Below are 25,406 nucleotides of genomic sequence, written 5' to 3'. Positions count from 1 at the left end.
CGATCCCGCAAACAGAGAGCCGCTTTCCGCCCTTCCTATGGATTGCCGCAGGCAAAATGCGCAGTTCGCCGCCTTTGAAGCAGTTCGCAGCGAATTTTCACTTTGGCCGGTGCTGCGCGAGTTCGTGATTTCAGAATTGGACCTGTCGCGGGATTGTGCCGCTCCTTTGACCACGTATCGTGTCGCAAAGGCGAACACAGATGGCATCACGGCCGACCGAGGAATTCCGCGACAGGTCCAGGCTTTCGCTGCCCGGGACATGAAAGTCTGCTTCCGTCGATGGAAAACCTATGGGTCGCAACAGGAAAGACTGGTGCGAGCGTGAGTTCTCCGCTGGCACAAAATCAAAGGCTTGGCGGAGCCTTGATGGAAAACTATGCGGCGCCGCACAGCGGCAACGGCTTGACCTCGCTCAAGGCGGCGGGGGCCCGCTTGGCGGATCATGGGGCCATGAAAGCGGAACACGGGCACAGCAGGGAAGAGATCGCCCGCCGCCTGCAAGGCAGCAGGAAGGAGGGGCGGCTGCGGGATGCGGTTTACGGCGGCATCGACGGCGCGGTGACGACCTTTGCCATTGCGGCGGGGGTCGAGGGGGCGGGGTTTAACTCGTCAGTGATCATCGCGCTGGGGATTGCCAATGTGCTGGCGGACGGCTTTTCGATGGCCGCCGCCAATTACCTGGGGACCAAGGCGGATCTGGACGACCGGCGGCGGCTGTACCGGGTGGAGCAAAGCCATATCCGCGACTATCCGGAGGGCGAGCGCGAGGAGCTGCGCCAGATTCTGCAGGAGCTGGGCCTGAGCGGCGGGGTGCTGGAGGGCGCGGTGAAGGCGGTGGCGGCCAAGCCCGAGAAGTGGATTTCGCTGATGCTGGCCAGCGAATACGGGCTGGGGCCTGCGGAGCCCAACCCGGTGGCGGCGGCGCTGACCACGTTTCTGGCCTTCATGCTGGCCGGGATCGTGCCGCTGCTGCCGTTCATCCTGGGACTGCCGGACCCGTTCCTGCTGGCCTCGGCGGCGACGGGGCTGGTGTTTTTTGCCATCGGCGCCAGCAAAAGCATCTGGTCGCTGTCGCCCTGGTGGATTTCGGGGCTGGAAACGCTGCTGATCGGCTCCTGCGCGGCGGCGCTGGCCTATGGCGCGGGCAGCCTGTTCCGGGGTTGAGCCGGATCAATGGGGGATCGGCGCGGCAGCGCTATTAATTGCGGCAGGAGGGGGGAGTTTCATGTTCTCAAACGCAGTCAGGATCGCGCGGCTGCAGGGGTTTGACATCAAGGTCGACCCCAGCTGGCTGCTGATCGCGGCGCTGATCACCTGGAGCCTGGCCACGCAGTTCTTTCCGATGTCCTATCCCGGGGCGGGGCAGGCGGTTTACCTGCTGCTGGCGGTTCTGGCGATGCTCGGCTTCTTTGCCTCGCTGATCCTGCACGAGATGTCGCATTCCGTGGTGGCGCGGCGGTTCGGGGTGGAGATCAAGGGCATCACCCTGTTCATCTTCGGCGGCGTGGCAGAGCTGGGCTCGGAACCCAAGACCGCCGTCAGCGAATTCTGGATTGCCATCGCCGGGCCGCTGATGAGCTTTGCGCTGGCCTTTGGCTTCTGGCTGCTGGCGCAGATCGGCTGGGCGCTGGTGCCGGGCGGGGCGCTGAACCCGGTGCTGGGCTATCTGGCGCTGATCAACCTGGTGCTGGCGGTGTTCAACCTGGTGCCGGCCTTTCCGCTGGACGGCGGCCGCATCCTGCGGGCCTGGCTGTGGAGCCGCAGCCGCGACCTGCTGGCGGCGACCCGGACCGCCACCCGGATCAGCAGCTATTTTGCCTATGCGCTTATTCTCTACGGGCTGCTTGGGTTGTTCTCCGGCAATCCGGTGGCGGCGCTGTGGCAGGTGCTGATCGGGGTCTTTGTGCTGTCGGCGGCCAAGGGCACCTATGCCCATCAGCTGCAAACCGCCGCCTTCAAGGGCAAGACCGTGGCCGACCTGATGACCCGCGATCCGGTGACCGTGGGCCCGGAGATCAGCCTGCAGGCGCTGGCGAACCAAGTGCTGCTGCCCGAGCGCAAGAGCTTTGTGCCGGTGGTGCAGCAGGGCGTGCTGCTGGGCTGCACCGACACCCAGGACCTAGCGCGGGTGCCGCAGGAGCGGTGGGCGCAGACTCCGGTGGAGGAGGTCTATCAGCCGCCCGACGGCAGCAACTCGGTCGCGCCTCAGATGCAGGCCGATGCGCTGATGCGGAAGATCTCGGAGACCGGGCGGCGCAAGTTTCTGGTCACCGACAAGGGCCGCCTGCTGGGGGTGATCACCCTGACGGACCTTACCGGATACATAGCCTTGCTGCAGGAGGTGCGGCGGATGGGCGGCAAGGGGGAGAACACATGACACGGATACTGATCATTCAGGGCCACCCGGACAGCAGCCAGGCGCATTTCTGCCACGCGCTGGCGCAGAGCTATGCCAAGGGCGCCAGGGACGCGGGCCATGAAGTGGAGGTCATCGAGGTGGCCGCCAGCGGCGTTACCTGCCTGCGCAGCCGCGCAGAATGGCAAGCGGAAGAACTGCCGGACTATGTTGCCCGCGGCCAGCAGGCGGTGGCAGCAGCGGATCACCTGGTGTTTGTCTATCCGCTGTGGCTGGGCACCATGCCCGCGCTGCTGAAGGCCTGGCTGGAACAGGTGTTCCGCGAGCAGTTCGCCTTTACCGTCGGAGATAAGGGCTGGCACCCCAAGCTGAAGGGGAAGAGCGCGCGGATCATCGTCACCATGGGGATGCCGTCCGCTTTCTACCGCTGGTTCTACTTTGCCCATTCGCTGCGCAGTTTCGAACGCAACATCCTGAAGTTCTGCGGCATCAGGCCGGTCCGCTGGACGGTTTGCGGCATGGTCGACGACAAGCGGGCGGAAAGGCGGGTGGCCTATCTGGCGGAGGCCGCAAGCGACGGGGCCGCGGCCCGCTGAGCGGGCGTCACCGCTTGCGCTGCGCCTTGCCGGCCGCCGGGGCGGTGCGGCCCAGATAGGCGAACCAGTAGGCAAAGGCGACCCCGCCGGCGCCGCCCGCGATATTGCCCAGCGTCACCCAGAACAGATTGGCCGCAGCGGCATGGAGGGAAACATCGGCACCGGCGGCCCAGCCCTGCGGGAAGAAGAACATGTTGGCCACCGAATGCTCCAGCCCCAGGAGCACAAAGGCGGTGATCGGCCAGAGCACCGCAAGGATCTTGCCCGCCGCCGTGCGGGCCGCGAAGGAGAGCCAGACCGCCAGGCACACCAGCCCGTTGCACAGGGCGCCGCGCAGAAAGGCCTCCACCGGGGAAAGGGCGGATTTCGCCTCGGCGATACGGGCGGCGGTGGCGCCCGCCGGGCCGTCCAGCAGGCCGGTGAAGGCAAAGGCGGCGGCGAGGCCTGCGGCGCCTGCAAGGTTGCCGGCATAGACGATGGCCCAGCTGCGCCACAGCCGCCTGAGCCGGATCTTGCGGTCCACCGCGGCGATCACCATCAGCACGTTGCCGGTGAACAGCTCGGCGCCGCCCACCACCACCAGAATGAGGCCCAGCGAGAACACCGCGCCGCCCAGCACCCGCACCGGGCCTGACGCGCTGTCCGCGCCGGTCATCGCAGTGGTATAGGCGGCGGCGCCAAAGCCGATGAAGGCGCCCGCCAGCATCGCCAGCACAAACATCTGCGGCAGCGGCAGCCGCGCCTTGGCAACGCCGGCGGTTTCCACCAGTGCGGCGATTTCAGCGGGTTTATAGGCATTGAACGCGGCGGGGTCCGTCATCGGCTGCTCCCTTGCGGCTGGGCGGCGGCTGCGGGTCAATGGGCAAACAGGACCGGCAGGGCGGTCTGCTCCAGCAGGCTGCGGGTGGTGCCGCCGAACACCGCCTGGCGCAGGCGGGAATGGCCGTAGGCGCCCATCACCGCCAGATCCGCGCCGGCCTCGCGCGCGCGGTCCTGAATGGCGGAGCCGGTATCGCGGCCGCCGCTGGGAAATTGCGACAGGGTGACGGTGCAGCCGTGGTGGCTGAGCCAGGCGGCCATGTCCGCGCCGGGGTCCTCGCCGTCGCGCGTGTCGCTCATGTCCGGGTCGAAGCAGCCGATCACCACCTCTTCCGCGACCTTGAAATAGGGCAGGGCGGCATGGGCCGCGCGGGCGGCGGACAGGCTGCTGTTCCAGGCCAGGAAGATGCGTTTGCGCGGGGCCAGGGGGCTGCCGTTCACCATCAGCGGCACCGGCGCGCCGAACAGGATGCCGTGCACCGCATCGCGGAACACCTCCGGATCCTCGCGCAGGCCGTCCGCGGCCTCGGCAATGTCGCAGGAAAGCGCCCGGCGGGCGGCCAGCAGCCGGATGTCCGCGTCGCTGCCGGTCGCATACTGCACGTCGCCCGCGGTGTTGCTGCGCGACAGCAGCGCCTCCACCTCTGCCGCGCGGGCGGCCTGGGCGGTGCGGCAGCTTTGCAGGGTTTCCAGCCATTCATCCGGCACCGCCATCACGCCGTAGGCAGAGGCGCCATAGGCGAAATGGGGCATGCCGGGCAGCGTCCTGAGCAGCAGGCAGGCCAGATGCGCCTGCTGTTCGCGGGCGGCCTCGGCGGCGGCGGTGATGGCGGTGTCGCTGGTGCTGCTGCTGATTGCAAAGAGCAACGTTCTGCGGTGCATGGCGGGCCTCCTCTCCGGTCAGCGCGGCAGACGCCGGATGTGCCGCTTCGACCATTAAACCAGTCCCTGCGGCGGATGCCCATGATCCTGATCAATGCGTCCGGGCGCGGTCAGTTGCGGCAGATCTCAAGGCAGGCGCGCAGGCCGCGGCGGCCGTCCTCGAAGTAGAGCCGCCCGCCGTGCTGTTCGGCAACGGTGGCCGCAATCGTCAGCCCCAGCCCGAAGCCGTCGATGGCCCGCGTGTTATCGCCGCGGCGGAACGGGGCGATCACCTCCGTGATTTCGGCGGCGGTCATGCCGGAGCCTTCGTCCTCGACCGTGATAATGGCGTGATCGGCGGTGGCGCTGAGGCCGATGGCGGCGCGGCGGCCGTATTTCAGCGCATTGTCGATCAGGTTCGTGACCGCCCGCTGCAAGGACACCGGGCGCGCCACCACCAGCATCGGCTGGTCCGGCGGCATCGCGCTGCGGCCGGCGGCGGAGGTAAAGACCGACCGCCCGCCTGCCGCCACCTGCGGCGCGGGGCGCAGCAGTTCGACCGGCTTGCCGAAGTCCTGGTAATCGGCTGCGACCGCCTCCACCAGCGAGGTGAGGGAGAGGCGGCGCGGGGTTTCGGCGCTCATCTCGGCCCGGGTGTAGGTCAGCACGCTTTCGATCATGCCGGTCATGGCGTCCAGGTCGGTCTCGAACTTCTGCCGCAGCTCCGCGTCCTGGATCAGCGCCGCGCGCAGCCGCAGGCGGGTGGCGGGGGTGCCAAGGTCGTGGCTGACCCCGGACAGTACCGCAGCCCGGCTGGCAAGCTGTTCGCGCTCGGTCTCAAGGTAGCTGTTCACCGCCGTCACGATCTCCTGCAGCTCTCCCGGGCCCTGCAGCGCATAGGCGTCCGGCCCGCCCAGGCGGCGGCGGTCGCGCAGGGCGCGGGCGAAGCGGTCGAAATGGGCCGAGGTGTCCATCACCAGCGTCGCCAGCACCGCCAGGGCCAGCAGCGACAGCAGCACCGCCGGCAGGCGCAGGTCGCGGGGCGCGGCGGAGCAGCCCCAGACCGCGGTGCCGTCCACCCGCTGCCACGGGCCATAGCCTGCGCGGGCAAAGATCACCGGTTCGCTGCAATAGGCAGCCAGCAGCCGGGTGGCAGCGCCCAGTTTCTCTGCCGCGGACTGGCCGCCCGCGGGCGGCAGTTCCGCCACCGGATAGCGCAGGTCCGGGGAGGCGATGACCAACGCCAGAACCTCGCCCGACAGGGGATCGGGGCCGCTGTCGAGGAGAGAGACATAGGTGAAGAAAGCCGGTTTCGGGATACCGTCCAGCCGCAGGTAATCGCCGCTGGCCAGAAACGCAGCCTGCGCCGGGTCCACCGGGGTGACAACCACCCCTTCAGGCGGCGCGGCGCCGCGGCGCAGGGTGCCGTCCAAGGCAATGCCCGCAATCGCGGCGCGGGTCTGGTGCGCCTGCCAGCTGGCGCTGGAGCGGGCCCAGGCCCAGGCTGCCGCCAGCCCCGCGGCAAAGGCCAGCGCCAGCAGGATCAGCCCCCGTGTTCTGAGCCGCAGCGCCACCGGCGTCAGTCCCCGCCGGTTTCGACATCCACCGCAAGGACATAGCCGGTGCCGCGCTCGGTGCGCAGCAGTTTCGGCTCCTTGGGGGTCTGTTCGATCTTGGAGCGCAGGCGGCCCACCAGCACGTCGATGGCGCGGCCCGATCCCTCATCGCTGCCGCCCTCGCCGGTCACATCCAGCGCCGCGGCGATCTCCTCGCGCGTGAGCGGGATGTGCGGGTTGGCCAGAAACACCTTGAGCAAGCCGGTCTCGCGCCGCGACAGCGCCACCTGCACGCCCGCAGGCGAGATCACCTCGTCCCGCTTGGCGTCATAGGTCCAGCCGGCAAAGCGGAAGGTCGCCACGCTGCGCCGGTAGATCAGCGAGGAGGAGCGGCGCGCGCGCTGCAGCACGGCGCGGACGCGGGCCAGCAGCAGGTCAGGGTTGAACGGCTTGGCGATGTAGTCGTCGGCGCCGGATTCATATCCCGCCATCCGCTGGTGGTCGGCGGACAGGGCCGACACCAGGATGATCGGAACATCCTGCCCGGCGCGCAGGCGGGTGCAGATCTCCACCCCGTTTTCGTCGCCCAGCATCACGTCGAGCAGGATCAGGTCGATCCGGCCCGCGCCGATCTGGGCGCGGATGTCCGCCTCGCTGGCGCAGGGCAGGGCGATAAAGCCGTTCTGGCGCAGGTACTGGGTCAGCATCATGCGCGTCTCAGTATCGTCATCCACCACTAGAAGCCGCGGAATCGCCATCTGTCCGTATCCTCCCCGAAGACCGCCGGTTGTGGCTGTCCCGCCCGTTTGTCTGTAACATCATGCAACAAAATCAATTGCTGCGTAACAACAGGTAACAGCCCGGCGGAAAAACTGCTGCGGCCCGCGCCCCAGGCTGTGCTGAGCGATTGAAAAGCGGCCCCGCGGTTTTGCAAGCTGATGGGGAAGGCTGCGGGGAGCGGCCTGCACATAAGGGAGGAATAAGCGATGAAACGCACCGCTTTTGCGGCCGTCTCGGCCGTGGCACTGGCCTGCGCGGCCCCGGCAGTGGCCGGACCGCAGGCCGAAGTTCTGCACTGGTGGACATCCGGCGGCGAGGCCAAATCGGCGGCCGTCTTGCAACAGGAGTTTGCCGATAACGGCGGCACCTGGACCGACATGCCGGTGGCCGGCGGCGGCGGCGATGCGGCGATGACCGCGCTGCGCGCCCGGGTGCTCTCCGGCAACGCGCCGACCGCGGTGCAGCTGAAAGGCCCGGCGATCCAGGAATGGTACGAGGAAGGCGTGCTGGCCGATATCTCCTCTGTCGCGGAGGCTGAGGGCTGGGCGGATGTGCTGCCCGGCTCCATCGCCGAGCATATGAAATGCGAGGGCAAATGGTGCGCCGCGCCGGTGAACGTCCACCGGGTCGACTGGATCTGGGCCAATGCGGCGGTTCTGGAGGCCAGCGGTATCGAGATGCCAACGACCTGGGAGGAGTTCAACGCCGCCGCGGACAAGCTGCTGGCGGCGGGCGTCACCCCGCTGGCGCATGGCGGCCAGGCCTGGCAGGACGCCACCGTGTTCGAGGCTGTCGCCTTGGGCATTCTGGGGCCGGAGGATTTCCGCAAGGCCTTTGTCGACTTGGACATGGAGACGCTGAAGTCCAGCAAGATGGTCGCGGTGTTTGACCAGATGCGCAAGATGCGCGGCTATGTAGACGCCAACTTCCCGGGCCGCGACTGGAACCTGGCCACCGCCATGGTGATGAACGGCGAGGCCGCGTTCCAGATCATGGGCGACTGGGCCAAGGGCGAATTCCTGGCCGCGGGCAAGGAGCCGGGCAAGGATTTCCTCTGCGCTTCGGTGCCGGGCGACGGGTTCCTTTATAACGTCGACAGCTTCGCCATGTTCGAGGTCGACGGCGAGGACAAGCAGGCCGGGCAGGACCTGTTGGCCAAGCTGATCGTCGGGCCGAAGTTCCAGGAGGTGTTCAACCTCAACAAGGGTTCGATCCCGGCGCGGGTCGATGTGAAACTGGACGCATTTGACTCCTGCGCACATCTGTCGGCCAAGGATATGGGCGAAAGCGCCGAAAACGGCTCTCTGCTGCCGAGCTATGCCCACGGCATGGCGCTGCGCGGCGCGCAAGCCGGCGCCATCACCGACGTGGTGACCGCGCATTTCAACTCCGACATGTCCTCGGACGAGGCCGTGCAGATGCTGGCCGACGCTGTCGCCAACTCCATGTGATCCTCCCCCGGGCCTCGCGTCCTTCGGGGTGCGGGGCCGCTTATGCAAGGGCCGTTACAATGTCCCAATGGCTAGAACGTCATATACCGAAGATGGTGCTGGCACCGTCCTTCGCCGCGGTGCTGGTGTTTGTCTACGGCTTCATCATCTGGACCGCCTGGGTGTCGCTGACCCGCTCCCGCCTGCTGCCGAAATACGAGATTGAAGGACTGATCCAATACGAGCGCCTGTTCAATGCGCCGCGCTGGGACACCGCGATGTCGAACCTGTTTGTGTTCGGCACCCTGTTCATCCTGATCTCGATGCTGCTGGGCCTGATGCTGGCGATCTTGCTGGACCAGAAGATCCGCACCGAGGGCGTTCTGCGCACCATCTACCTGTATCCGATGGCGCTGTCGCTGATCGTGACCGGCACCGCTTGGAAGTGGATCATGAACCCGGGTCTGGGCATCGAGGCCATGGTGCGCGGCTGGGGGTTTGAGAGCTTCACCTTCGACTGGGTGATCAACCCGGACAAGGCGATTTATGCGGTGGTAATCGCCGGTGTCTGGCAGGCGTCCGGGTTCGTGATGGCGCTGTTTCTTGCGGGCCTGCGCGGGGTCGATGGCGAGATTATCAAGGCCGCGCAGGTCGATGGCATCCCGGCCTGGCGGATCTATACCGCGATCATCATCCCCTCGATGGCGCCGATCTTCCTGTCTGCCTTCATCGTGCTGGCGCATCTGGCGATCAAGAGCTTCGACCTGGTGATTGCGCTGACCGGCGGCGGCCCCGGCTATGCCACCGACCTGCCCGCCACCTATATGTACACGATGGCCTTCTCCCGCGGCGACATCGGCCAGGCGGCAAGCTCCGCCATGGTGATGATGGCTGTGGTTTTTGCGATCATCGTTCCCTACCTCTACTCCGAGCTGAGGGCCAAACATGACTGATGCGACGCTTGCCCCCGCCCGCGCGCCTGCGCAGAACTGGAGCCGTATCGCCCTGCGCTGGCTGCTGTTCACCCTCCTGGGCCTGTTTGCCCTGTTCTACCTGATGCCGCTCTTTGTGATGATCACCACCTCGCTGAAAAGCCTGGAGGAAATCCGCACCGGCAGCCTGATCGCCTTCCCGCGCGAGGTCACTTTCGACGCCTGGCGCACCGCCTGGTCGGAGGCTTGCACCGGCATCCAATGCGAGGGCCTGCGCCCGTTCTTCTGGAACTCGGTGGTGATCGCGGTGCCTGCGGTGGCGATCTCCACCATGCTAGGGGCGGCCAATGGCTATGTCATCGCGCAATGGCGGTTCAAGGGAGCCAACCTGATCTTCTCCTTGATGCTGTTCGGTTGCTTCATCCCGTTCCAGGTGGTGCTGCTGCCAATGGCGCGGATGCTGGGGCTGATGGGGCTGGCGGGCAGCATTCCGGGGCTGATCTTTGTCCATGTGATCTATGGCATCGGCTTCACCACGCTGTTCTTCCGCAACTTCTATGTCACCATCCCGCAGGATCTGGTGAAGGCGGCCAAGGTGGACGGCGCGGGGTTCTTCCGGATCTTCTGGTCGATCTTCCTGCCGCTGTCGCTGCCGATCATCGTCGTGACCGTGATCTGGCAGTTCACCCAGATCTGGAACGACTTCCTGTTCGGCGTCTCCTTCAGCCAGGCAGGCACCCAGCCGGTGACTGTGGCGCTCAACAACATCGTCAACTCGACCACCGGCGTGAAGGAATACAACGTCGACATGGCCGCCGCGATCATCGCCGCGCTGCCGACGCTGCTGGTCTATGCCGTTGCCGGCAAATACTTCATCCGCGGCCTGACCGCCGGATCCGTAAAGGGGTAAATCCATGGCACCTATTCTGGACATCACCAACCTGCGCAAGAACTACGGCGCGACCGAGATCCTGAAGGACATCAATGTCAGTATCGAGCCAGGCGACTTCCTGGTGCTGGTCGGCCCCTCCGGCTGCGGCAAGTCCACGCTGCTCAATTGCATCGCCGGGCTGGAGCCGATCTCCGGCGGGCGCATCGAAATCGGCGGGCGCGACATGACCCAAGTCAGCCCCAAGGACCGCGACATCGCGATGGTGTTCCAGTCCTATGCGCTCTACCCGACGATGACAGTGGCCAAGAACATCACCTTTGGCATGAAGGTGCGCGGCGCCGATGCGGCCACCCAGGCGCGCAAGCTGAAGGAAGTGGCGGCGCAGCTGCAGATCGAAGCACTGCTGGACCGCCGTCCCGGTCAGCTCTCTGGCGGGCAGCGGCAGCGGGTGGCGATGGGCCGGGCGCTAGTGCGCGATCCCAAGCTGTTCCTGTTCGACGAGCCGCTGTCGAACCTCGACGCCAAGCTGCGCGTGGAGATGCGGACCGAGATCAAGAAGCTGCACCACAACCTCGGCGCCACCATGGTCTATGTCACCCACGACCAGATCGAGGCAATGACGCTGGCGACCAAGATCGTGGTCATGAAAGGCGGCGTGGTGCAGCAGATCGGCACGCCCGCAGAGATCTACAACAAGCCCGCCAACCTGTTCGTGGCCGATTTCATGGGCAGCCCGGCGATGAACCTGATCCCGGCCCGCGCGCAGCCGAACGGGCAGGGCACACGGATCGAGATGGACTGCGGCGGCAGCGCCCCGATCGTGCTGAAAGACAGCCGCGCCACCGGCCTGCCGCAGGACGTGATCCTGGGCGTGCGGCCCGAAGACATCGCCGAGGCGGGCTTCCGCGCGGGCGAGGGTGTGCAGGAGGCCGCCTGCCTCATCGACATGGTGGAGCCTGCGGGCGCTGACACCTATGTGGTCTCGCAGCTGGGCGGCAAGCAGGTGACAGCGCGGCTCCATGCGGAAACCCGGGCGCAGCCGGGGCAGATGCTGGATCTGGCCTTTGATCTGTCCAAGGTGTCCTATTTCTCGCCCGCCACCGGCGAGCGGCTGAATTGACCCGGCTGCGGCTTGCCGCGGACGCCGGCGGCACAAATACGCGGCTGGGGCTGGCGCGGGACGGCGTCCTGCTGGCGGACACGGTGCAAAGCTTTCGCAACGATGCCCATTCGGGCTTTGCGGAGGTGATGGACCAGTACCTGCAAAACGCCGCGCCCGGCGGTGTGGCGGAGGTGGTGATTGCCATTGCCGGGCCGGTCACCGGCACCACCGCGCGGCTCACCAACCGGGACTGGCATTTCGACGCCGCGGCGCTGTCGCGGCATCTGAATGGCGCGCGCGTGCATCTGCTCAATGACCTCGCAGCGCTGGGGCAGGCGTGCCCGCATCTGGGGGCAGACTGCCTGGATACGGTGATCGCGCCCGCGGATGATGCAGGCGGAGACGGCCAGCGGCTGGTGGCGGGCATCGGCACCGGCTTCAACCTGTCGCCGGTGCTGCACGCGGGCGGGCGGGTGCAATGCCTGAACGTGGAATACGGCCACGTCAGCCTGCCGCTGGACGTGGCGGAGCATCTGAGCAGCCGGACCGGCGACGCCGGGGCGTTCCGCACGGTGGAGCATCTGTTCTCCGGCCGCGGGTATGCGGCGGTGCGGGCGCAGTTCCCGGAGGATACCGCCGGCACGCAGGCGTTTCAGGGCTTTTATGCGGAGTTGCTGTCGCTGCTGGCGCGCAACTTGGTGCTGGCGTTTCTGCCCGCGCAGGGGATCTATTTCGCGGGTGCGGTGGCGCGCAGCCTGCTGGCCTCCCCGGCGCGGCAGGTGTTTGCGGAGGCCTTCCGCCAGCCTTTCGCCCTCGATACCGGGATAGAGGCGCCGGTGTATGTCATCCTCGACGACGCGGCGGCCCTGAAGGGCTGCGCCGCCGTTACGGTCAACCGCTGATCCGCAAGGCCTGCCCGTGCGGGCTGCCTTCAGGGGCCATAATCAGTGTTATGGTAATTGATTGCCCCGCAGGGCGGGGACGGCTGGTTCATTCACCTCTTTTACCGGTGGCCGGGAACGCCGCGCCCGTTTGCGGCGTTGGGTCTGCAACACCCATCCGCAGCGGGAGGTACACGTATGGCGCGGTCTGATCTGACCGAAGGGCCGGTCTGGCGGGCGCTGGCGCGGGTTTCGGCGCCGATGTCGCTGGGCATTCTGGCCGTTTTGTCGATCGGATTAGCCGATGCGTATTTCCTGGGCCAGCTGGGCGGCGCGCCGCTGGCGGCGGTTGGGTTCATCTATCCGGTCACAACGGCACTGGCCTCGCTGGCAATCGGGCTGTCGGCCGGCGCAAACGCCGCCGTATCGCAGGCCCTGGGCCGCGAGGATGAGGACAGCGCGGTAGCGCGGATGTCGCTGCATGCGGCCGGGCTGGGCCTGCTGTTGTCGGTGCTGGTGGCGCTGGCCTTTTACGCCCTGCACGGGCAGATCTTTTCCCTGATGGGCGCGCGCGGCAAGGTGATGGCGGAGATTTCCGCCTATGTCCCGCTTTGGGCGCTGTCATTTCCGTTTTTGGTGCTGATGATGCTGGTCAACGCACTGTTCCGCGCGCATGGCAATGCGGTCCATGCCTCGCTGTTCATGATCCTGGCGGCGGCTGTGAACATCGCGCTCAACCCGCTGTTCATCTTTGGCTGGGGGCCGGTGCCGGCGATGGAAACCGGCGGCGCGGCGCTGGCGACGCTGGCCGGGCGGCTGGCGGCAGCGGCCGGCGCCATCGCCTTTGCCGTGCATGCGGGATATCTGCAGCTGTGCGGACGGATCTGGCAGGACCTGTGGCGCAGCCTGCGGGAAATCACCCAGGTTGGCGCGCCAGCCGCGTTTTCCAATGCGATCAACCCGGCGGGCATGGCGCTGGTCACCGCTGCGGTGGCCACGCTGGGCGACGCCGCGGTCGCCGGGTTCGGCGCCGCAACGCGGGTGCAGTCGCTGGCGATCGTGGTGCTGCTGGCGCTGTCTGCCGGGATCGGGCCGGTGGTCGGCCAGAACTGGGGCGCGGGCAAGGAAACCCGGGCGCAATCCGCGGTGGTGCAGGCCTGGGCGTTCTGCCTGGTGTACGGCCTTGCCCTAGGCGCGGTGCTGAGCCTGTGCGGCGGCTGGATCGCCGCTGCCATCGCCGAGGACGCGGAGGCGGCGGATTACACACGCCGTTACCTGCAGGTCGTCGGCTGGAGCCTGTTCGGCTATGGCATCCTGGTGACCGCAAACGCGGCGATGAACGCCCGCTCCAAGGCGCTGCACTCGATGGGGCTGAGCCTGGGGCGGATCACGCTGATCTATGTGCCGCTGGCCTGGCTTGGGGTCTGGACTTTCGGCTACGGCGGCATCCTGGCGGCGGCCGTTGCCGCCAACCTCGGCGCGGTTGCCGGGGCGGTCTGGGCCGCCCGGCGCACCGGGCTGTGGCCGCAGAGCACCCGCATCACCCGGCACATCACAGCGTGAGGCCCGCAGACCTTATGCCCGCCGGGACCGTGCGTGCAGTCTCGCGCACCCGCCGTAAAACTGGGCCAAGCCGGGAACATTCCGCTGTTTCGGGCGTTGAATCAGGGACAGAGTGCGCACCCCAGCGGGCCATTTGCGGCCTTTGCGGCATGGCGGGCCCCCTCCCCGGCCCCGCCGCGCGGGCTTTCCGAACACGCAGGAGACCGAGTAATGACCCCCACTGACAAGCACCTGCTTGCAGAAGAGCAAAAGGAACGCGACGCAGTGGAGGAGGCCACCGGCCTGTCCGCCAAGCTGATTTTCGAGACCATCAGGCTGGAAGGCGAAGAGGAGCTGCGGCGCCCGATGCGGGCGTTGTGGTGGTCCGGTCTGGCCGCCGGTCTGCTGATTTCCTTCTCGGTCTGGGGCGAGGCGATCCTGCGCTCCAGCCTGCCGGACGGGGACTGGCGGTTTATCGTTGAAAATCTGGGCTACAGTCTGGGGTTTGTGCTGGTCATTCTGGGCCGGATGCAGCTGTTCACGGAAAACACCATCACCACCGTGGTGCCGGTGACCTTGTGCCCGACGTGGAAATCGTTCGGGCGCACGGGGCGGCTGTGGGCGGTGGTGCTGGCAGCAAACGTCACCGGCGCCTTCATCGCTGCCGCCTTTTTGGCCTTCACACCGGTGATGTCCGGTCCGATGGCAGACGCGATGCTGGCGCTGAGCCATCACGCGACCGGAATGCCGTGGGCCGAAGGGCTGGTGCGCGGTATACCTGCGGGCGTGCTGATTGCGGCGCTGGTGTGGATGCTGCCCCAGGCCAACGGCTCGGCGCTGCCGCTGATCATCCTCATCACCTGGCTGATCGCCTTGGGGGATTTCACCCATATCATCGCAGGCTCTGTCGAGATGGCCTTTCTGATGGTGCAGGGCGAGCTGTCCCTGGCTCCAGCCGTGTTCCGCTTCTTCCTGCCGGTGCTGGCAGGCAATGTGATCGGCGGCACCGCAGTGTTCACCCTGCTGACCTGGGCACAGATCCGGCCTGAGGTGGAAGAAGCAAAAGAGAAGAGGAACGGCAGGCTGAAAACCTGAGCGTCTGAGCGCCGCGCGACCCGCCTCCGGGCCGCCGTCACACGCCCGCGGTTATCGTCTCCAGCTGCTGCGCTGCTCCGTCGAAACTGGGGGCGGCAACCACGGTGATGCCGGTTTCCCTCAGCTTTGCCAGATCGCGCTCGTCGTCCGCGCTCAGCCCGTCTGCTGGCACCCGCAGCAGCACCGCGGCGATGCGGCCCGGATGGCGGCGCACCGCCGCTCCGTAGATAGACGCATCTTTTTGGCCGGTGTCGCCCATCAGGATTGCAGGCAGCTCCGGGTGCGCATTCAGCAGCAGATCGATGCTTTGCCCCTTGTGGCTGCCATGGCCCGCGGAGATGAACTGGGTCTCGCTCAGCCCGAGGTCGCGCAGGAACATCGGGCCGCGGACCATATCCGCCTGGCGGAACACCTGGTCCAGAAACGCGTGCATGTTCCAGGGGGAGGAGCTGACATAGAACACCGGGTTGCGGCCCTGTTGCGACAGCTTGCGCAGCAGGGCCGCCGAGTCGGGGAACACATGCCGTGTCAGCGCATTGCCGCTGAAGGTGGTCCAGAGGTTGCGCACCAGCGAATAGGCGGAGGTCTGCAGGACCGTGTCATCAATATCGGAAATGACCAGAAACCGGGCATCCGGACGCGGGATCAGCACCGGGCAGACGGTCTGCGCTTTGCTGTCCGCGACAGCAACCGGGATCTCATGCCAGCCCGGCGCCCGGCCCGGCGGCAGCGGCAGCTGATAATACCCCTCTTCATCGCTGACTGCGGTGGCATCGCCGTGGCAGACCGTAATCCCGGCCGCCTCATCCGTCAGGAACAGCGAAATCATCTGCCGCACATTGCGCAAAACCCCCTGGCCTGCGCGAGGCGCGCTGTGGCGCAGCTGTGTCAGCACCCGGCCGCGCACGATCAGGGCCTCCGGCGTGGCGTAGCCGATGTAAGGGTCGATCACCAGATCCGCGCCGCTGCGCACCTTGCGGGGCAGCAGCCTGTCCAGCAGATTTTCGGCATGAAGGGCGGTGCGGTGCAGTGCGTGCTTGAACATATCGGACCTCGTTGCTGCTTCAGGTATACAACGCGCGAGGTGCCGGTAAAGTGCCCGGCCCCTGTCAGACGCAAGGGCCGGGTTTGGTGTTTGTGCTAGAGCGCCGTGTCAGCAGGCGGCGGTGACGATGATTTCCACCTTCAGATCCGGCCGCGCAAGCCTGGCCTCGCCGCAGGCCCGCGCCGGGGCATGGCCTTGCGGCACCCAGGCATCCCAGACCGCGTTCATCTCGGCAAAATCCTTCATGTCGGCCAGCCAGACAATCGCCTGCAGGATCTGCTGCGGCGAGGAGCCGGCCTTCTCCAGCAGCGCCTCGACGCGGGACAGGCAGTCGCGGGTCTGTTCGGCCACATCGGCGCCGTCCCCGACCTGGCCGCACAGATAGGCCACGCCGTTGTGCTTCACGATCTTGCTCATGCGGGGGCCGGTTTCGATCCGTTCGATCATCTTCTTCTCCTATTCAGCGGCAGTGGCGGAGGGGTCTTCCATCGCTGCCAGTTCGCCCAGTGTCACGGGTTTTATCGGCGGCCGGATGCGGTAGTACCCCGTCTCATCCGGGGTCTGCCCGTTGGCCTCGGCCAGCAGCGCAGTCACGGTCAGCCCGCAATAGCGGCCCTGGCACGGCCCCATGCCTGCGCGCCCGAAGGCCTTGGCCTGGTTCGGGCCAAGACAGCCGAGCTTGGCATAGCTGCGGATGTCGCCCGCGGTGACCTCCTCGCAGCGGCAGACGATGGTGCTGTCGGCGGGCCGCAGGGCGCTGGCATAGGGCGGATAGGCCGCATCCAGGAAGGGCCGCACGGCGGTTTCCCGGCTGCGGCGGCTGATCAGCGGCGCGGCGAGGCGGTCGCGCTCCTGCGCGGTGATCCGGCCCAGCTCCTCCGCCGCTTTCAGCGCCGCAATGCGGCCTGCATACTCTGCCGCCATGGCGCCGCTGATGCCTGCGCCGTCCCCGGCGATCAGGACACCGTCCTTGCCGGTCTCGCCCCAGGGGCCGGTTTCGGGCACAAAGCACTGCTGCGCTTCGGACCAGACATGCGGCACATTGATCGAGCGCGCGGCCTGGGTGTTCGGCACCACACCGTGATGCAGCAGCACGGTATCGCACGCGATGCGGTGCGCCTGTCCCTTGCTGCGGAAAGTCACCGCCTCGGCCCCGGTGCTGCCTGCCACCGCGATGTCCGTTGCGCCGGTATAGCGCGGCACGCGGGCGCGCTTGATCTCCGCCAGCATCTTCAGGCCCTTGGCCAGATAACGCCAGCCGCGCAGCGCGCCGGGCAAGTGGCGGCTTGCGACCAGCGGGCTGGCCGCAGTCTGGGTCTCCACCAGCGCCAGCGGCGGCGTGCCCGCCCGCACCATCTGCGCCGCAATCAGATAGAGCAGCGGCCCGCACCCGGCGAGCACGGCGCGGCGCGGCAGCACGCCGGATTGCTTCAGCAGGATCTGCGCGGCGCCTGCGGTCATCACGCCGGGCAGGGTCCAGCCGGGGAGCGGCATGGGGCGCTCCAGCGCGCCGGTGGCCAGGATCACCCGCGCGGCCTCCAGCTGCTCCCCGCGGCCACCGCGGATAAAGGAGATGCGGAATCCCTCCTCGATGGCCCAGACAATTGCACCTGACAAATGCGTAATGCCCGCCTGCCCAAGGCCCGCCGTCAGGGTTGCCCCGTGCAGATACTCCTGCCCCAGAATGGCGCCGCGCGGTCCGCCGGCGCGGTCCACCTCGCGGTAGATCTGCCCGCCGGGGCGGTTCTGTTCATCCAGCAGGGTGACGCTCAAGCCCTGCCGGGCTGCCTCGGCAGCGGCGGCCATGCCGGCCGGGCCCGCGCCGATGATGGCCAGGTCACAGCGTTTCATCGCCAGCCTCCGCTTCAAACGGGCGGGCAATTTTCATGCCCTCTTCCACTTCCAGCATGCAGGCCTGCTGCACGCGGCCGCCAATCTCCACCAGGCATTCGTAACAGGCGCCCATCATGCAGAACGGTGCCCGCGGCGCGCCGGATACGGCCGTGTGGCGGAACACCTGCACACCGGCGGCCAGCAGCGCGGCGGCCAGATTGGCGCCTGCGGGCAGGTCCAGCGGCTGGCCGTCGAACCAGACCCGCACGCGGGGGGCATCGTCTGCCAGCTCAAGAAACGGGGAATCGGTCTTCACTGAACACCTCCAGATCAGGGGCGGCCTCGGTGCCTTCCAGCCAGTCGGGCAGGAACAGCGCATGGGCCGCGGCCAGGGTGATGCCGCTGTGGCAGGTGACGAGATAGGCGCCCGGCAGGTCCGGGCTTTCCTGGTAGATCGGCAGCCCGTCGGGCGACAGGATGCGCAGCGCGCCCCAGCTGCGCACCAGCTGCGCGCGGGCCAGCGCCGGGTAGGCGGCGATGGCCTCGGCGGCCAAACCCGACAGGCCCGGCTGCGTGACGCTGTCGTCCAGCCCGACCTCCTCATTGGTGGCGCCGATCTGAATGCCGCCCTCATCCACCTGGCGGGCAATCAGCGAGGGGCGGTTGATCATCTTCGGCAGCTTCTCGGTAATCAGCACCTGGCCGCGCTGCGGCCGCACCGGCGCCTTGAAGCCCAGCTTGGGGCCAAGCTCCATCGCGCCCAAACCGGCGGAGAGCACAACCTTGGCCGCCGTGACCGTGGTGCCGTCGCTGCACTGGACCTTGAAAGCATCCGGTTTGGAAACCTCGGTGACGGTCTTGCCGTTCAGGACCGTGCCGCCCAGCCGCCGCACGTCCTCGGCCAGCGAGACCAGCAGGCGCAGCGGGTTTGCGTGACCGTCCTGGTGATGCAGGATCGCGCCCGCCACCTTGGGGCCGATATGCGGCTCCTCGCGGCTGAGCGCGTTGCGGCCCAGCACCTCGTAGGGGTAGTTGCCGCCCAGCTTGTCCTTCAGCGCATCATACTGCGCGACGGTGGCATAAAGCGTTTCCTCGGAGAAATGCAGGTCATAGCCGCCGTTCTGCTGCAGCCCGACGGAGCGGCCGGTGCCGTCTTCCAGCTCGGCGGCAAATCCGGCCCAAGCCGCGGCGGACTGCTGGCTCCAGCTGGCATAGCGCGGCTGTTTCATGCCCTTGGACTGGACCCAGACCAAGCCGAAGTTGCCGCGGCTGGCGCGGAACGATCCGTCATCGCCGTCCAGAACCGTGACGCGCTTGCCGCGCCTGAGCAGCCCCCAGGCCACGGACAGGCCGACAACGCCGCCGCCGATCACTGCATAATCTGCTTCCATCCTGCCGTATCTCCGGGGTTGGCTGCGGTTGCGGGGCGGCGCGCAGCCGCCCCGGTCTGTCATGCGGGATTACTTGCCGATCTGGTCAAGAATGCCCTGGCCCCACTCGGCGCCGACGTCCTCCAGAACCACCGGCCAGACATCGTTGCGCACCTTGGCAGCCATCGCCGCCAGTTCGTCGTCGCTCAGCTCGACCACTTTGGCGCCCAGGTCATCGGCCAGACGCTGCTCCCAATCGCCCTGCTCTTTTTCGGCAACGGTCCAGCGCTGCGCTTCGAAGTCTGCCGCGGCGGCTTTCAGCGCCTCCTGATCTTCGGCGTCCAGCTCAGCCAGCGAGCCGTTGGAAATGATCATGTACCAGACCTCGAAATGGGTGTTGGCGGGCACATAGGTCTTGGTCACATCGCGGAACGAGGCATAGTAGCCTTCGGCGCCGGAGCCGATCACGCCGTCAACCACACCGGTCTGGATCGCGGTGAAGGCTTCGGAAAACGGGATCGGCGACGGGATGTAGCCCAGGGCCTCGCCGGTCAGCTGAAAGCTCTTGATGCCGGGCACCCGCACCTTGATGCCGTTGGACTGCGACGGGTCACCCGGGCTGACCGCATCGGTGTTCAGCGCGATGCCGCCGAAATACACCGGGTAGGCCGCCAGCATGGTGATGTCCTGCTTGGCATAAAGATCTGCCATCACGTTGCGGACCGGGCCGTCGGGGCCGTAGATCGCGCGGGCCTCGGCCCAGGTGTTGGCCAGGTAGGGGAAGGAGCTGATCTGCATCCGGCGGTCCGCCGCGGCCGCCGCAGGCTGGGTCGCCATGTCGATGGCGCCGACGCTGACGCGTTCCTGCACGGTGGTGTAATCGCCGAGCGCAGACGCCGGGAAGATGTTGATCGAGACATCGCCGCCGGTGGCCTCATCCACCTGGGCTGCAAAGGCGCGCAGCTCCTTGTCGATGGTGGTGTCCTGCGGGCGCACGTGGCTCATCTTGAGGTCGGCAGCCTGGGCGAGGCCCGCCAGCGACATCAGGGCAGCAGCAGCGGTGCCGGTCAGAAAGTGTTTCATGGGTAGTCTCCTCCTTAAGGTGTCAGGTGTGTTCAGTAGCCGAAGAAACGCGGCAGAAAGAGCGACAGGTCGGGCCACAGCGAGGTCAGGAAGACCACCGGCACATAGCCTGTCAGGATCAGGATCATCGCGGGCGGGATCACTTTGGTGACCTTCACATTGCCGATCCGCGCGCCAAGGTAGAGGATCGAGGCGTATGGCGGAGTGACGCCGCCCATCGCGGTGTTGACGCCCATGATCGCGGCGAACTGCACCGGGGTGACCCCGATCGCCTGCATCAGCGGCAGCAACAGCGGCGCAATCAGGATGATGGCGGTGACGTCGTTCACGACCATGCCGACCAGGAACAGCAGGATGTTGATGAAGATCAGCAGCAGCACCTTGTTTTCGGTGATCTCGAAGATCGCGCTGACCATCTTCTGCGGGATCGCCTCATAGACGAACATCTGGCTCAGGATCATCGAGAACAGGATCATCACCATGATCGCGCCCACCGCGGTTGCGGCTTCCTTACCGGCCTCCAGGAAGCTGTTCCACTTCAGCCCCTTGTAGATGAAAAAGCCGACCGGCAGCGCATAGATCACCGACAGTGCCGCGGCTTCGGTCGGGGTCATGATGCCGCCATAGATGCCGCCCAGGATGATCACCGGCATCAGCAGTGCCGGGGTGGCGGTGAAGCCCTTCTTCGCCACATCGCCCGCCAGCTCCGAGAAGCTGGGCGTGTCATCCAGAACCAGGTCGAACTTGCGGCTCATCCACAGGTTCATGGCCGAGAAGTTGAACATGATCAGCAGGCCCGGCCCCAGGGTCGCCAGGAAGCAGGCGAGGATCGAGGTATCGGTCACCCAGCCGTAGACGATCATGGTGACCGACGGCGGGATCAGCAGGCCCAGGATCGAGGAGTTGGCAATCAGCGCGGTGGCGTATTCCCGCGGGTAGCCGCGCTTTTCCATCTCTGGGATCAGCAGCGGGCCGATGGCGGCGATGCCGGTCAGGCCGGAGCCGGAGATCGCGCCGATGATGGCGCAGCTGACCGCCGCCACAACGCCCAGGCCGCCGCGGATATGACCGATGAAGGCATTGACGAAGTTCAGTAGCGAGGCAGCGATACCGCTGGCTGACATAATAGTGCCTGCCAGCACGAACAGCGGAATGGCCAGCAGCACCGGGTTGCCCAGCTGCTGGGAGCCCCACAGCATCATGCCCTTCATGGTCACATCGCCCAGGAAATACATGATCATCAGGGCGGCGCCAAAGCAGTAGGGCAGCGGCACGCCCAGGGTCAGCGTCAGCACCAGAACGGCAATGGCAAGGAGTGCGATTTCAATCATTTTGCGGCTCCCGCGCGCAGGGCGTTGATATGGCGAAGCAGGTGCACCGCGGTGTAGAGCATCATCAGCCCCAGCCCGGCCACGAGCGCCACTTCGGAATAGAATGTCGGCAGGTAGAGCGTCGGGCTCTCTTTCCAGACCCGCCAGGCGTACTGGGTGTATTCCCAGGCCCAGCTCAGCAGCCACAGGCCGACGGTCAGGCTGATGATTTCGCCGATGATCGCCAGAACGGTGTGGCCGCGCTCTGTCTTGATGGCGATTTCCAGCACGTTGGCGCGGATGTGGGTGTCCTCGCGCGAGGCGTTCACGGCGCCCAGGATATACAGCCAGATGGTCGGGTAGAGCATGGTCTCCTCCAGCCCCATCACCGGGATCTGCAGCAGGTACCGGGTGACCACCTGTACAAACTGGCCCAGGGCCACCAGACAGATCAGCCCCGTCAGCAAGTATTTTGTGAATGTGTCCATCGGTCCTCCTTCCGGTGTCCCCTCACCGGGTTTGGCGGATTTGGCTGGACAAAGGGCATAAGATCAATTTGAAAATATCTCTGACTCCATCAATTTCCTTGATACCCATGCCATGAACTTCTCGATCCGCCAAATCTTCACCTTCCGCGAGGTCATGCGCAGCGGCTCCATTTCCCAGGCCGCGCGCACCGTCGGGCGCACCCAGCCCGCTGTCAGCACCATGATTTCAACGCTGGAGGGGGAACTGGGCTTCAGCCTGTTTGTCCGCGAGCAGGGCAAGCTGATCCCAACCCCGGAGGCCCGTTTCTTTCTGGAGGAATGCGAGGCCGTGCTGGAACGCATCGAGCGGATCGAGCGCACGGTGAGCAAGATCCGCAGCCATGAGGCCGGCAAGCTGCGGGTCGCCTGCCACCCGGCGGCGGCCGGGCTGTTCATGCCAAGGATTTTAACGGATTTTCTGCAAGGCAAGGATGATCTGGAGGTCTCGCTGATCATGCGGTCCTCGGATGTGATCGAGGATTTGATCGCCTCGCAGCAGTTCGACATCGGCTTTGCCGAAACCCCGGAGCCGCGCCCGTCCATCAAGCAGACGGACTTCGACCTGGAAAGCGTCTGCATCGTCCCGGAAAGCGATCCGCTGGCCTCGGCCGAACAGATCACGCCGCAGGATCTGGACGGGGCGCCGATGGCGGTGCTGTTTGAAAAGCACCCCATGACGGTCCGGACCGAGGCCGCGTTTCAGCGCAGCGGCTGCCGGTTCCGCAAGCGGCTGGAGCTGCGCACCTGGGCCCCCGGCCTGCAGTTTGTTGCGGCGGGCATGTGTTACATGATCTGCGACATGATCACCGCCTATGGCTGTTTGCAGCAGCGCCAGACAACCGCAGGGCTGGCGATTCGCCGGTTCACGCCGCGAATCAGTTCCAGCGTCTCGATTCTCACCCCCGGCTACGCCACCCCGTCCCTGACGTCCGAGGCCTTCACGGCGCGGCTGTGCGCCGCAATCGGGCATATGCAGGCGGAAATCGAAGCCAGTCTCAGCCTGTGATCGCGGCCCCGGCCCCGGAAAAGTCCCGAAAATGCTGCGGCACGGCGTAATTTTGTTTCTTTTGACTCCAATGCCTTAACCCGGGCTGCCCCTGCGGAAACCTGCAACTGCGGCACTTGGCGCGGGAACCTTTGCGGACTCCGGCGCGTTGACCGGCTGACGAAACCCGAAAGGACAGTACGATGAAACCTTCCTATATCTTCGCCGCCATCGCCGGCATTCTTGTGCTGGTTTTTGCTGTTTACATGGTCGACATCGACCAGACCGAAGAAACCCGCCTGCCTGACGTCGATGTCAAAGTTGAGGGCGGCCAGCTGCCCGAGTTCGAAGCCGAAGTCGGCGACATCGAGACCGGTACCAAGGACGTGACCGTGACCGTTCCGACCGTCGACATTCAGAGCCCGGAAGAAGACGCCAAGGAAGACGGCTAATCCGCGCTTTACAGGACGGAAAAAAAGCGCAGCGCACGCCGCTGCGCTTTTTTTTGCGCTCTGGTGCGGCCTGCATCGGGCTGCACGGCCCCCGCGGAATGCGGGCGGTCAGGGCCAGACTGCCTGGCACCGCCGCTGGGACCGCAAAAGCCCCTGCAAACCAGCCCTGTAGAATAAATTTGGAACAATCGCCGGCTGCACGCGTTAGGCCATCAGAGCATCATTAGGGGATACACAATGGAATATGGACTGATTGGCCTTCTGGTCCTTGCTGCCGACATCTACGCAATCATTCAGGTTCTGGGGTCCGGGGCCTCAACCGCCGCCAAGATCGTCTGGGTGCTCGTCATCCTTATCTTGCCGGTGCTGGGCTTCATCGCCTGGCTTGTCGCAGGACCGCGCTCCTCGGCTGCAAAAATCTGATCTTTACGCATACGGCATGTCCCGGCCCGGCTGTTCACAGCCGGGCCGTTTCCGTTTGCGCGGCAGCGCCGCCTCGCGGCCCTGTCACTCTGCCTGTTGCTGCGCATCCAGCAGGTTTTCGCCGCCATCCAGTCCCTCGCGCTCCCGCCGCGCGGCGCCGGCAGCCGCCAGTTCCGTCCGTTCGGGGTCGGCGGCCTCCGGCAAGTCCGCGCTGACGGCCTCCCGCGGCGCCTGTTTTGCGGCGGTATCCTTGGCCGGGGCTGGCGCCGCCTCTGCGGCGCTGTCCAGCCGGACCCTGTAGATCGGCTCCGGCAGGCCAAAGCCCGCTGCCTCCAGCGCCATCTTGGCGGCCCGGATCGCCTCGCCGCGCGCCTTGGCGAAATCCACCCGGGTCTGGTCCACCCAGCCGGTGAAGGTCAGGATCACGTTAGAATCCCCCACCTCGCTGATCCAGGCGCCGACTTCGGGATCATCCAGCACAAAGGGTTGCGCGTCCAGCGCGGCAACGGCGGTCGACAGCGCTGCCGCCAGATCCGCATCCGCATCCACCCCAAGGTCAAAGCCGAAGCGCCGCCGCGGGTCGCGGGTGAAATTCACGATACGGCCCTTGAACACCGTGGCATTGGGAATGCGGATGTGGTTGCCCTCTGGCGAAATCAGGATCGTCGCGCGCGAGGTCAGCCGCGCCACGGTGCCCTGATCGCCCTGGATATCGACAAAATCATTGGGCCGGAACGGCTGCCGCAGGCTGAGCAGGATCGAGGCGATGAAATTCTCCACCGTGTCGCGCACCGCAAAGCCAAGCGCCAGGCCGACCACCCCCGCCGCGCCCAGCACCGCACCAATCAGCGCGGTGGCATTCATAATGTCGAGCGCCAGCACCAGCCCGGTCAGGATGAACAGGATCCGCGCCACCGCCCTGTAAACATCGGCGATAAAGGCATTGGGCGCCAGCCATGTCCAGATGCCGATCCGGGTGGTCAGCAGCCAGCCGCCCGCCGCCACCGCCGCAAAGGCGGCCAGCGCCACCAGAAAGATCGGACCGTTTGCCAGCAGGTTGCGGGTCCGGGCCGCAATCCGCTCCATCGCCGGGGCCAGCCGCTCCTCCAGGGTGCCGCTGATCTCGGTCTCGTTCTCGATCGCCACCACCCCGGCGACCCGGTTGATGATCTGCGTCAGCCGGTCCTGGGCGGCGTTGTCGATCACCTCGCCGGTGATGCGGACCACCCCTTCGGACACCGACACAGTCACCGCCCCGTAGCCCTCGATTTCCGCCAGCAGCTTCTCGATCCGGTTCAGGATTTCGCTGTCGCGCACCGCCGCGTCGCCGACCTCGATCCGGCCGTCGGTCTGCACCGGATCCGCTGTGGTCTGCGCCTGGGCACCGGTGCCGCCAAGGCACAGCGCCGCCAGCAGGATTAATAAATGCAAACCCGCCAGCAGCGCCCGGCGCGCCCCGGGCCAGCGCCCTGCACGCGCGGTTAAACATGTCATGTCGCGGCTCAATTCCGCATCCTCCTGATGAAAAACCTGCCC

27 protein-coding genes are annotated in these 25,406 nt (G+C 66.4%); 14 read left to right on the top strand and 13 right to left on the bottom strand.

From position 1 onward, the window contains the following. The 4 genes from B2P87_RS07680 to B2P87_RS07665 all read left to right on the top strand — a co-directional run. The coding region (locus tag B2P87_RS07680) for a hypothetical protein (RefSeq protein WP_286852351.1) at positions 1–325 on the top strand (325 nt) is incomplete at its 5' end. Positions 326–450: 125 nt separating this feature from the next. Then, positions 451–1,164, top strand: coding sequence for a VIT1/CCC1 transporter family protein (locus B2P87_RS07675; protein WP_141892177.1), 714 nt, complete (start codon positions 451–453; stop codon positions 1,162–1,164). Between the two features lie 61 nt (positions 1,165–1,225). After that, positions 1,226–2,377, top strand: a complete 1,152-nt coding sequence (locus tag B2P87_RS07670; RefSeq protein WP_058285646.1) for a site-2 protease family protein — start codon at positions 1,226–1,228, stop codon at positions 2,375–2,377. After that, positions 2,374–2,952 (top strand): NAD(P)H-dependent oxidoreductase, encoded by a 579-nt coding sequence (locus tag B2P87_RS07665; protein WP_141892174.1) that lies wholly within the window; start codon positions 2,374–2,376, stop codon positions 2,950–2,952. The genes B2P87_RS07670 and B2P87_RS07665 overlap by 4 nt, the downstream gene beginning before the upstream one ends. A gap of 7 nt (positions 2,953–2,959) precedes the next feature. Here B2P87_RS07665 and B2P87_RS07660 read toward each other — a convergent pair whose 3' ends face one another. The 4 genes from B2P87_RS07660 to B2P87_RS07645 form a co-directional block, all read right to left on the bottom strand. Then, positions 2,960–3,772 (bottom strand): formate/nitrite transporter family protein, encoded by an 813-nt coding sequence (locus tag B2P87_RS07660; protein WP_141892175.1) that lies wholly within the window; start codon positions 3,770–3,772, stop codon positions 2,960–2,962. Positions 3,773–3,807: 35 nt separating this feature from the next. After that, the gene (locus tag B2P87_RS07655) at positions 3,808–4,653 is read right to left on the bottom strand and encodes a universal stress protein (protein ID WP_141892176.1); all 846 of its coding nucleotides are present in this window, start codon (positions 4,651–4,653) and stop codon (positions 3,808–3,810) included. Between the two features lie 110 nt (positions 4,654–4,763). Continuing rightward, a complete protein-coding gene (locus B2P87_RS07650) occupies positions 4,764–6,206 on the bottom strand; it encodes a sensor histidine kinase (RefSeq protein ID WP_286852347.1) in 1,443 nt (480 codons plus the stop codon). A gap of 5 nt (positions 6,207–6,211) precedes the next feature. Beyond that, complete coding sequence (locus B2P87_RS07645; protein WP_141889050.1) at positions 6,212–6,946, bottom strand: response regulator transcription factor; 735 nt, start codon at positions 6,944–6,946, stop codon at positions 6,212–6,214. 228 nt (positions 6,947–7,174) lie between these two features. On the opposite strand from B2P87_RS07645, the gene B2P87_RS07640 reads away from it, so the two are divergent. The 7 genes from B2P87_RS07640 (at position 7,175) to B2P87_RS07610 (ending at position 14,842) form a co-directional block, all read left to right on the top strand. Continuing rightward, positions 7,175–8,419, top strand: coding sequence for an ABC transporter substrate-binding protein (locus tag B2P87_RS07640; protein ID WP_141889049.1), 1,245 nt, complete (start codon positions 7,175–7,177; stop codon positions 8,417–8,419). A gap of 59 nt (positions 8,420–8,478) precedes the next feature. Next, the gene (locus B2P87_RS07635) at positions 8,479–9,351 is read left to right on the top strand and encodes a carbohydrate ABC transporter permease (RefSeq protein ID WP_141889048.1); all 873 of its coding nucleotides are present in this window, start codon (positions 8,479–8,481) and stop codon (positions 9,349–9,351) included. Further along, a complete protein-coding gene (locus tag B2P87_RS07630) occupies positions 9,344–10,240 on the top strand; it encodes a carbohydrate ABC transporter permease (protein ID WP_008558552.1) in 897 nt (298 codons plus the stop codon). The genes B2P87_RS07635 and B2P87_RS07630 overlap by 8 nt, the downstream gene beginning before the upstream one ends. A gap of 4 nt (positions 10,241–10,244) precedes the next feature. Next, entirely contained in the window at positions 10,245–11,342 is a 1,098-nt protein-coding gene (locus B2P87_RS07625; RefSeq protein WP_141889047.1) for an ABC transporter ATP-binding protein, read from the top strand. Continuing rightward, positions 11,339–12,226 carry a glucokinase gene (locus tag B2P87_RS07620; protein ID WP_141889046.1) on the top strand — a complete coding sequence of 296 codons (888 nt, stop codon included), beginning with the start codon at positions 11,339–11,341 and terminating at the stop codon, positions 12,224–12,226. Before B2P87_RS07625 ends, B2P87_RS07620 begins: the two co-directional genes overlap by 4 nt. A gap of 177 nt (positions 12,227–12,403) precedes the next feature. Next, entirely contained in the window at positions 12,404–13,768 is a 1,365-nt protein-coding gene (locus tag B2P87_RS07615) for an MATE family efflux transporter (RefSeq protein WP_141889045.1), read from the top strand. A 210-nt stretch (positions 13,769–13,978) separates the two neighbouring features. Next, complete coding sequence (locus B2P87_RS07610; RefSeq protein WP_141889044.1) at positions 13,979–14,842, top strand: formate/nitrite transporter family protein; 864 nt, start codon at positions 13,979–13,981, stop codon at positions 14,840–14,842. A 37-nt stretch (positions 14,843–14,879) separates the two neighbouring features. Here the strand turns inward: B2P87_RS07610 and B2P87_RS07605 are convergent, their stop codons facing one another. The 8 genes from B2P87_RS07605 to B2P87_RS07570 all read right to left on the bottom strand — a co-directional run bounded on the left by B2P87_RS07605 (position 14,880) and on the right by B2P87_RS07570 (position 21,971). Continuing rightward, positions 14,880–15,887 carry an App1 family protein gene (locus B2P87_RS07605; protein WP_141889043.1) on the bottom strand — a complete coding sequence of 336 codons (1,008 nt, stop codon included), beginning with the start codon at positions 15,885–15,887 and terminating at the stop codon, positions 14,880–14,882. 108 nt (positions 15,888–15,995) lie between these two features. Then, a complete protein-coding gene (locus tag B2P87_RS07600) occupies positions 15,996–16,334 on the bottom strand; it encodes a RidA family protein (RefSeq protein ID WP_008558530.1) in 339 nt (112 codons plus the stop codon). A gap of 9 nt (positions 16,335–16,343) precedes the next feature. After that, a complete protein-coding gene (locus tag B2P87_RS07595; RefSeq protein ID WP_141889042.1) occupies positions 16,344–17,738 on the bottom strand; it encodes an NAD(P)/FAD-dependent oxidoreductase in 1,395 nt (464 codons plus the stop codon). After that, entirely contained in the window at positions 17,725–18,036 is a 312-nt protein-coding gene (locus B2P87_RS07590) for a (2Fe-2S)-binding protein (protein WP_141889041.1), read from the bottom strand. The genes B2P87_RS07595 and B2P87_RS07590 overlap by 14 nt, the downstream gene beginning before the upstream one ends. Beyond that, positions 18,011–19,111, bottom strand: coding sequence for an NAD(P)/FAD-dependent oxidoreductase (locus tag B2P87_RS07585; protein ID WP_286852340.1), 1,101 nt, complete (start codon positions 19,109–19,111; stop codon positions 18,011–18,013). Before B2P87_RS07585 ends, B2P87_RS07590 begins: the two co-directional genes overlap by 26 nt. A 69-nt stretch (positions 19,112–19,180) precedes the next feature. Then, a complete protein-coding gene (dctP, locus tag B2P87_RS07580; protein ID WP_286852339.1) occupies positions 19,181–20,173 on the bottom strand; it encodes a TRAP transporter substrate-binding protein DctP in 993 nt (330 codons plus the stop codon). Between the two features lie 32 nt (positions 20,174–20,205). Next, positions 20,206–21,504 carry a TRAP transporter large permease gene (locus B2P87_RS07575; RefSeq protein ID WP_286852338.1) on the bottom strand — a complete coding sequence of 433 codons (1,299 nt, stop codon included), beginning with the start codon at positions 21,502–21,504 and terminating at the stop codon, positions 20,206–20,208. Further along, the gene (locus tag B2P87_RS07570) at positions 21,501–21,971 is read right to left on the bottom strand and encodes a TRAP transporter small permease (RefSeq protein ID WP_058285665.1); all 471 of its coding nucleotides are present in this window, start codon (positions 21,969–21,971) and stop codon (positions 21,501–21,503) included. The genes B2P87_RS07575 and B2P87_RS07570 overlap by 4 nt, the downstream gene beginning before the upstream one ends. Positions 21,972–22,083: 112 nt before the next feature. Between B2P87_RS07570 and B2P87_RS07565 the strand changes: the two genes are divergently transcribed. The 3 genes from B2P87_RS07565 (at position 22,084) to B2P87_RS07555 (ending at position 23,870) form a co-directional block, all read left to right on the top strand. Next, on the top strand, positions 22,084–23,016 hold the full coding sequence (locus tag B2P87_RS07565; protein ID WP_141892178.1) for a LysR family transcriptional regulator: 933 nt from the start codon (positions 22,084–22,086) through the stop codon (positions 23,014–23,016). 182 nt (positions 23,017–23,198) lie between these two features. Further along, complete coding sequence (locus tag B2P87_RS07560) at positions 23,199–23,447, top strand: hypothetical protein (protein WP_141892179.1); 249 nt, start codon at positions 23,199–23,201, stop codon at positions 23,445–23,447. A 237-nt stretch (positions 23,448–23,684) separates the two neighbouring features. After that, positions 23,685–23,870: a PLD nuclease N-terminal domain-containing protein gene (locus B2P87_RS07555; RefSeq protein ID WP_141892180.1), complete on the top strand. Its 186-nt coding sequence runs from the start codon at positions 23,685–23,687 to the stop codon at positions 23,868–23,870. A gap of 84 nt (positions 23,871–23,954) precedes the next feature. Here the strand turns inward: B2P87_RS07555 and B2P87_RS07550 are convergent, their stop codons facing one another. Next, on the bottom strand, positions 23,955–25,364 hold the full coding sequence (locus B2P87_RS07550) for a mechanosensitive ion channel domain-containing protein (RefSeq protein WP_244940839.1): 1,410 nt from the start codon (positions 25,362–25,364) through the stop codon (positions 23,955–23,957). Positions 25,365–25,406 lie beyond the last annotated feature (42 nt).

The sequence above is a fragment of the Leisingera sp. UBA4491 genome (assembly GCF_002388965.1).
GTDB lineage: Bacteria > Pseudomonadota > Alphaproteobacteria > Rhodobacterales > Rhodobacteraceae > Leisingera > Leisingera aquaemixtae.
Note: the sequence above shows the minus strand (reverse complement) of the source record. Positions and strands in the feature narration are given on the sequence as shown.

Coding starts and splice junctions, on each gene's coding strand:
- B2P87_RS07675 (WP_141892177.1), top strand. CDS start 451: ATGAAAGCGGAACACGGGCACAGCAGGGAAGAGATCGCCCGCCGCCTG.
- B2P87_RS07670 (WP_058285646.1), top strand. CDS start 1,226: ATGTTCTCAAACGCAGTCAGGATCGCGCGGCTGCAGGGGTTTGACATC.
- B2P87_RS07665 (WP_141892174.1), top strand. CDS start 2,374: ATGACACGGATACTGATCATTCAGGGCCACCCGGACAGCAGCCAGGCG.
- B2P87_RS07660 (WP_141892175.1), bottom strand. CDS start 3,772: ATGACGGACCCCGCCGCGTTCAATGCCTATAAACCCGCTGAAATCGCC.
- B2P87_RS07655 (WP_141892176.1), bottom strand. CDS start 4,653: ATGCACCGCAGAACGTTGCTCTTTGCAATCAGCAGCAGCACCAGCGAC.
- B2P87_RS07645 (WP_141889050.1), bottom strand. CDS start 6,946: ATGGCGATTCCGCGGCTTCTAGTGGTGGATGACGATACTGAGACGCGC.
- B2P87_RS07640 (WP_141889049.1), top strand. CDS start 7,175: ATGAAACGCACCGCTTTTGCGGCCGTCTCGGCCGTGGCACTGGCCTGC.
- B2P87_RS07635 (WP_141889048.1), top strand. CDS start 8,479: ATGTCCCAATGGCTAGAACGTCATATACCGAAGATGGTGCTGGCACCG.
- B2P87_RS07630 (WP_008558552.1), top strand. CDS start 9,344: ATGACTGATGCGACGCTTGCCCCCGCCCGCGCGCCTGCGCAGAACTGG.
- B2P87_RS07625 (WP_141889047.1), top strand. CDS start 10,245: ATGGCACCTATTCTGGACATCACCAACCTGCGCAAGAACTACGGCGCG.
- B2P87_RS07615 (WP_141889045.1), top strand. CDS start 12,404: ATGGCGCGGTCTGATCTGACCGAAGGGCCGGTCTGGCGGGCGCTGGCG.
- B2P87_RS07610 (WP_141889044.1), top strand. CDS start 13,979: ATGACCCCCACTGACAAGCACCTGCTTGCAGAAGAGCAAAAGGAACGC.
- B2P87_RS07605 (WP_141889043.1), bottom strand. CDS start 15,887: ATGTTCAAGCACGCACTGCACCGCACCGCCCTTCATGCCGAAAATCTG.
- B2P87_RS07600 (WP_008558530.1), bottom strand. CDS start 16,334: ATGATCGAACGGATCGAAACCGGCCCCCGCATGAGCAAGATCGTGAAG.
- B2P87_RS07595 (WP_141889042.1), bottom strand. CDS start 17,738: ATGAAACGCTGTGACCTGGCCATCATCGGCGCGGGCCCGGCCGGCATG.
- B2P87_RS07585 (WP_286852340.1), bottom strand. CDS start 19,111: ATGGAAGCAGATTATGCAGTGATCGGCGGCGGCGTTGTCGGCCTGTCC.
- dctP (WP_286852339.1), bottom strand. CDS start 20,173: ATGAAACACTTTCTGACCGGCACCGCTGCTGCTGCCCTGATGTCGCTG.
- B2P87_RS07575 (WP_286852338.1), bottom strand. CDS start 21,504: ATGATTGAAATCGCACTCCTTGCCATTGCCGTTCTGGTGCTGACGCTG.
- B2P87_RS07570 (WP_058285665.1), bottom strand. CDS start 21,971: ATGGACACATTCACAAAATACTTGCTGACGGGGCTGATCTGTCTGGTG.
- B2P87_RS07565 (WP_141892178.1), top strand. CDS start 22,084: ATGAACTTCTCGATCCGCCAAATCTTCACCTTCCGCGAGGTCATGCGC.
- B2P87_RS07560 (WP_141892179.1), top strand. CDS start 23,199: ATGAAACCTTCCTATATCTTCGCCGCCATCGCCGGCATTCTTGTGCTG.
- B2P87_RS07555 (WP_141892180.1), top strand. CDS start 23,685: ATGGAATATGGACTGATTGGCCTTCTGGTCCTTGCTGCCGACATCTAC.
- B2P87_RS07550 (WP_244940839.1), bottom strand. CDS start 25,364: ATGACATGTTTAACCGCGCGTGCAGGGCGCTGGCCCGGGGCGCGCCGG.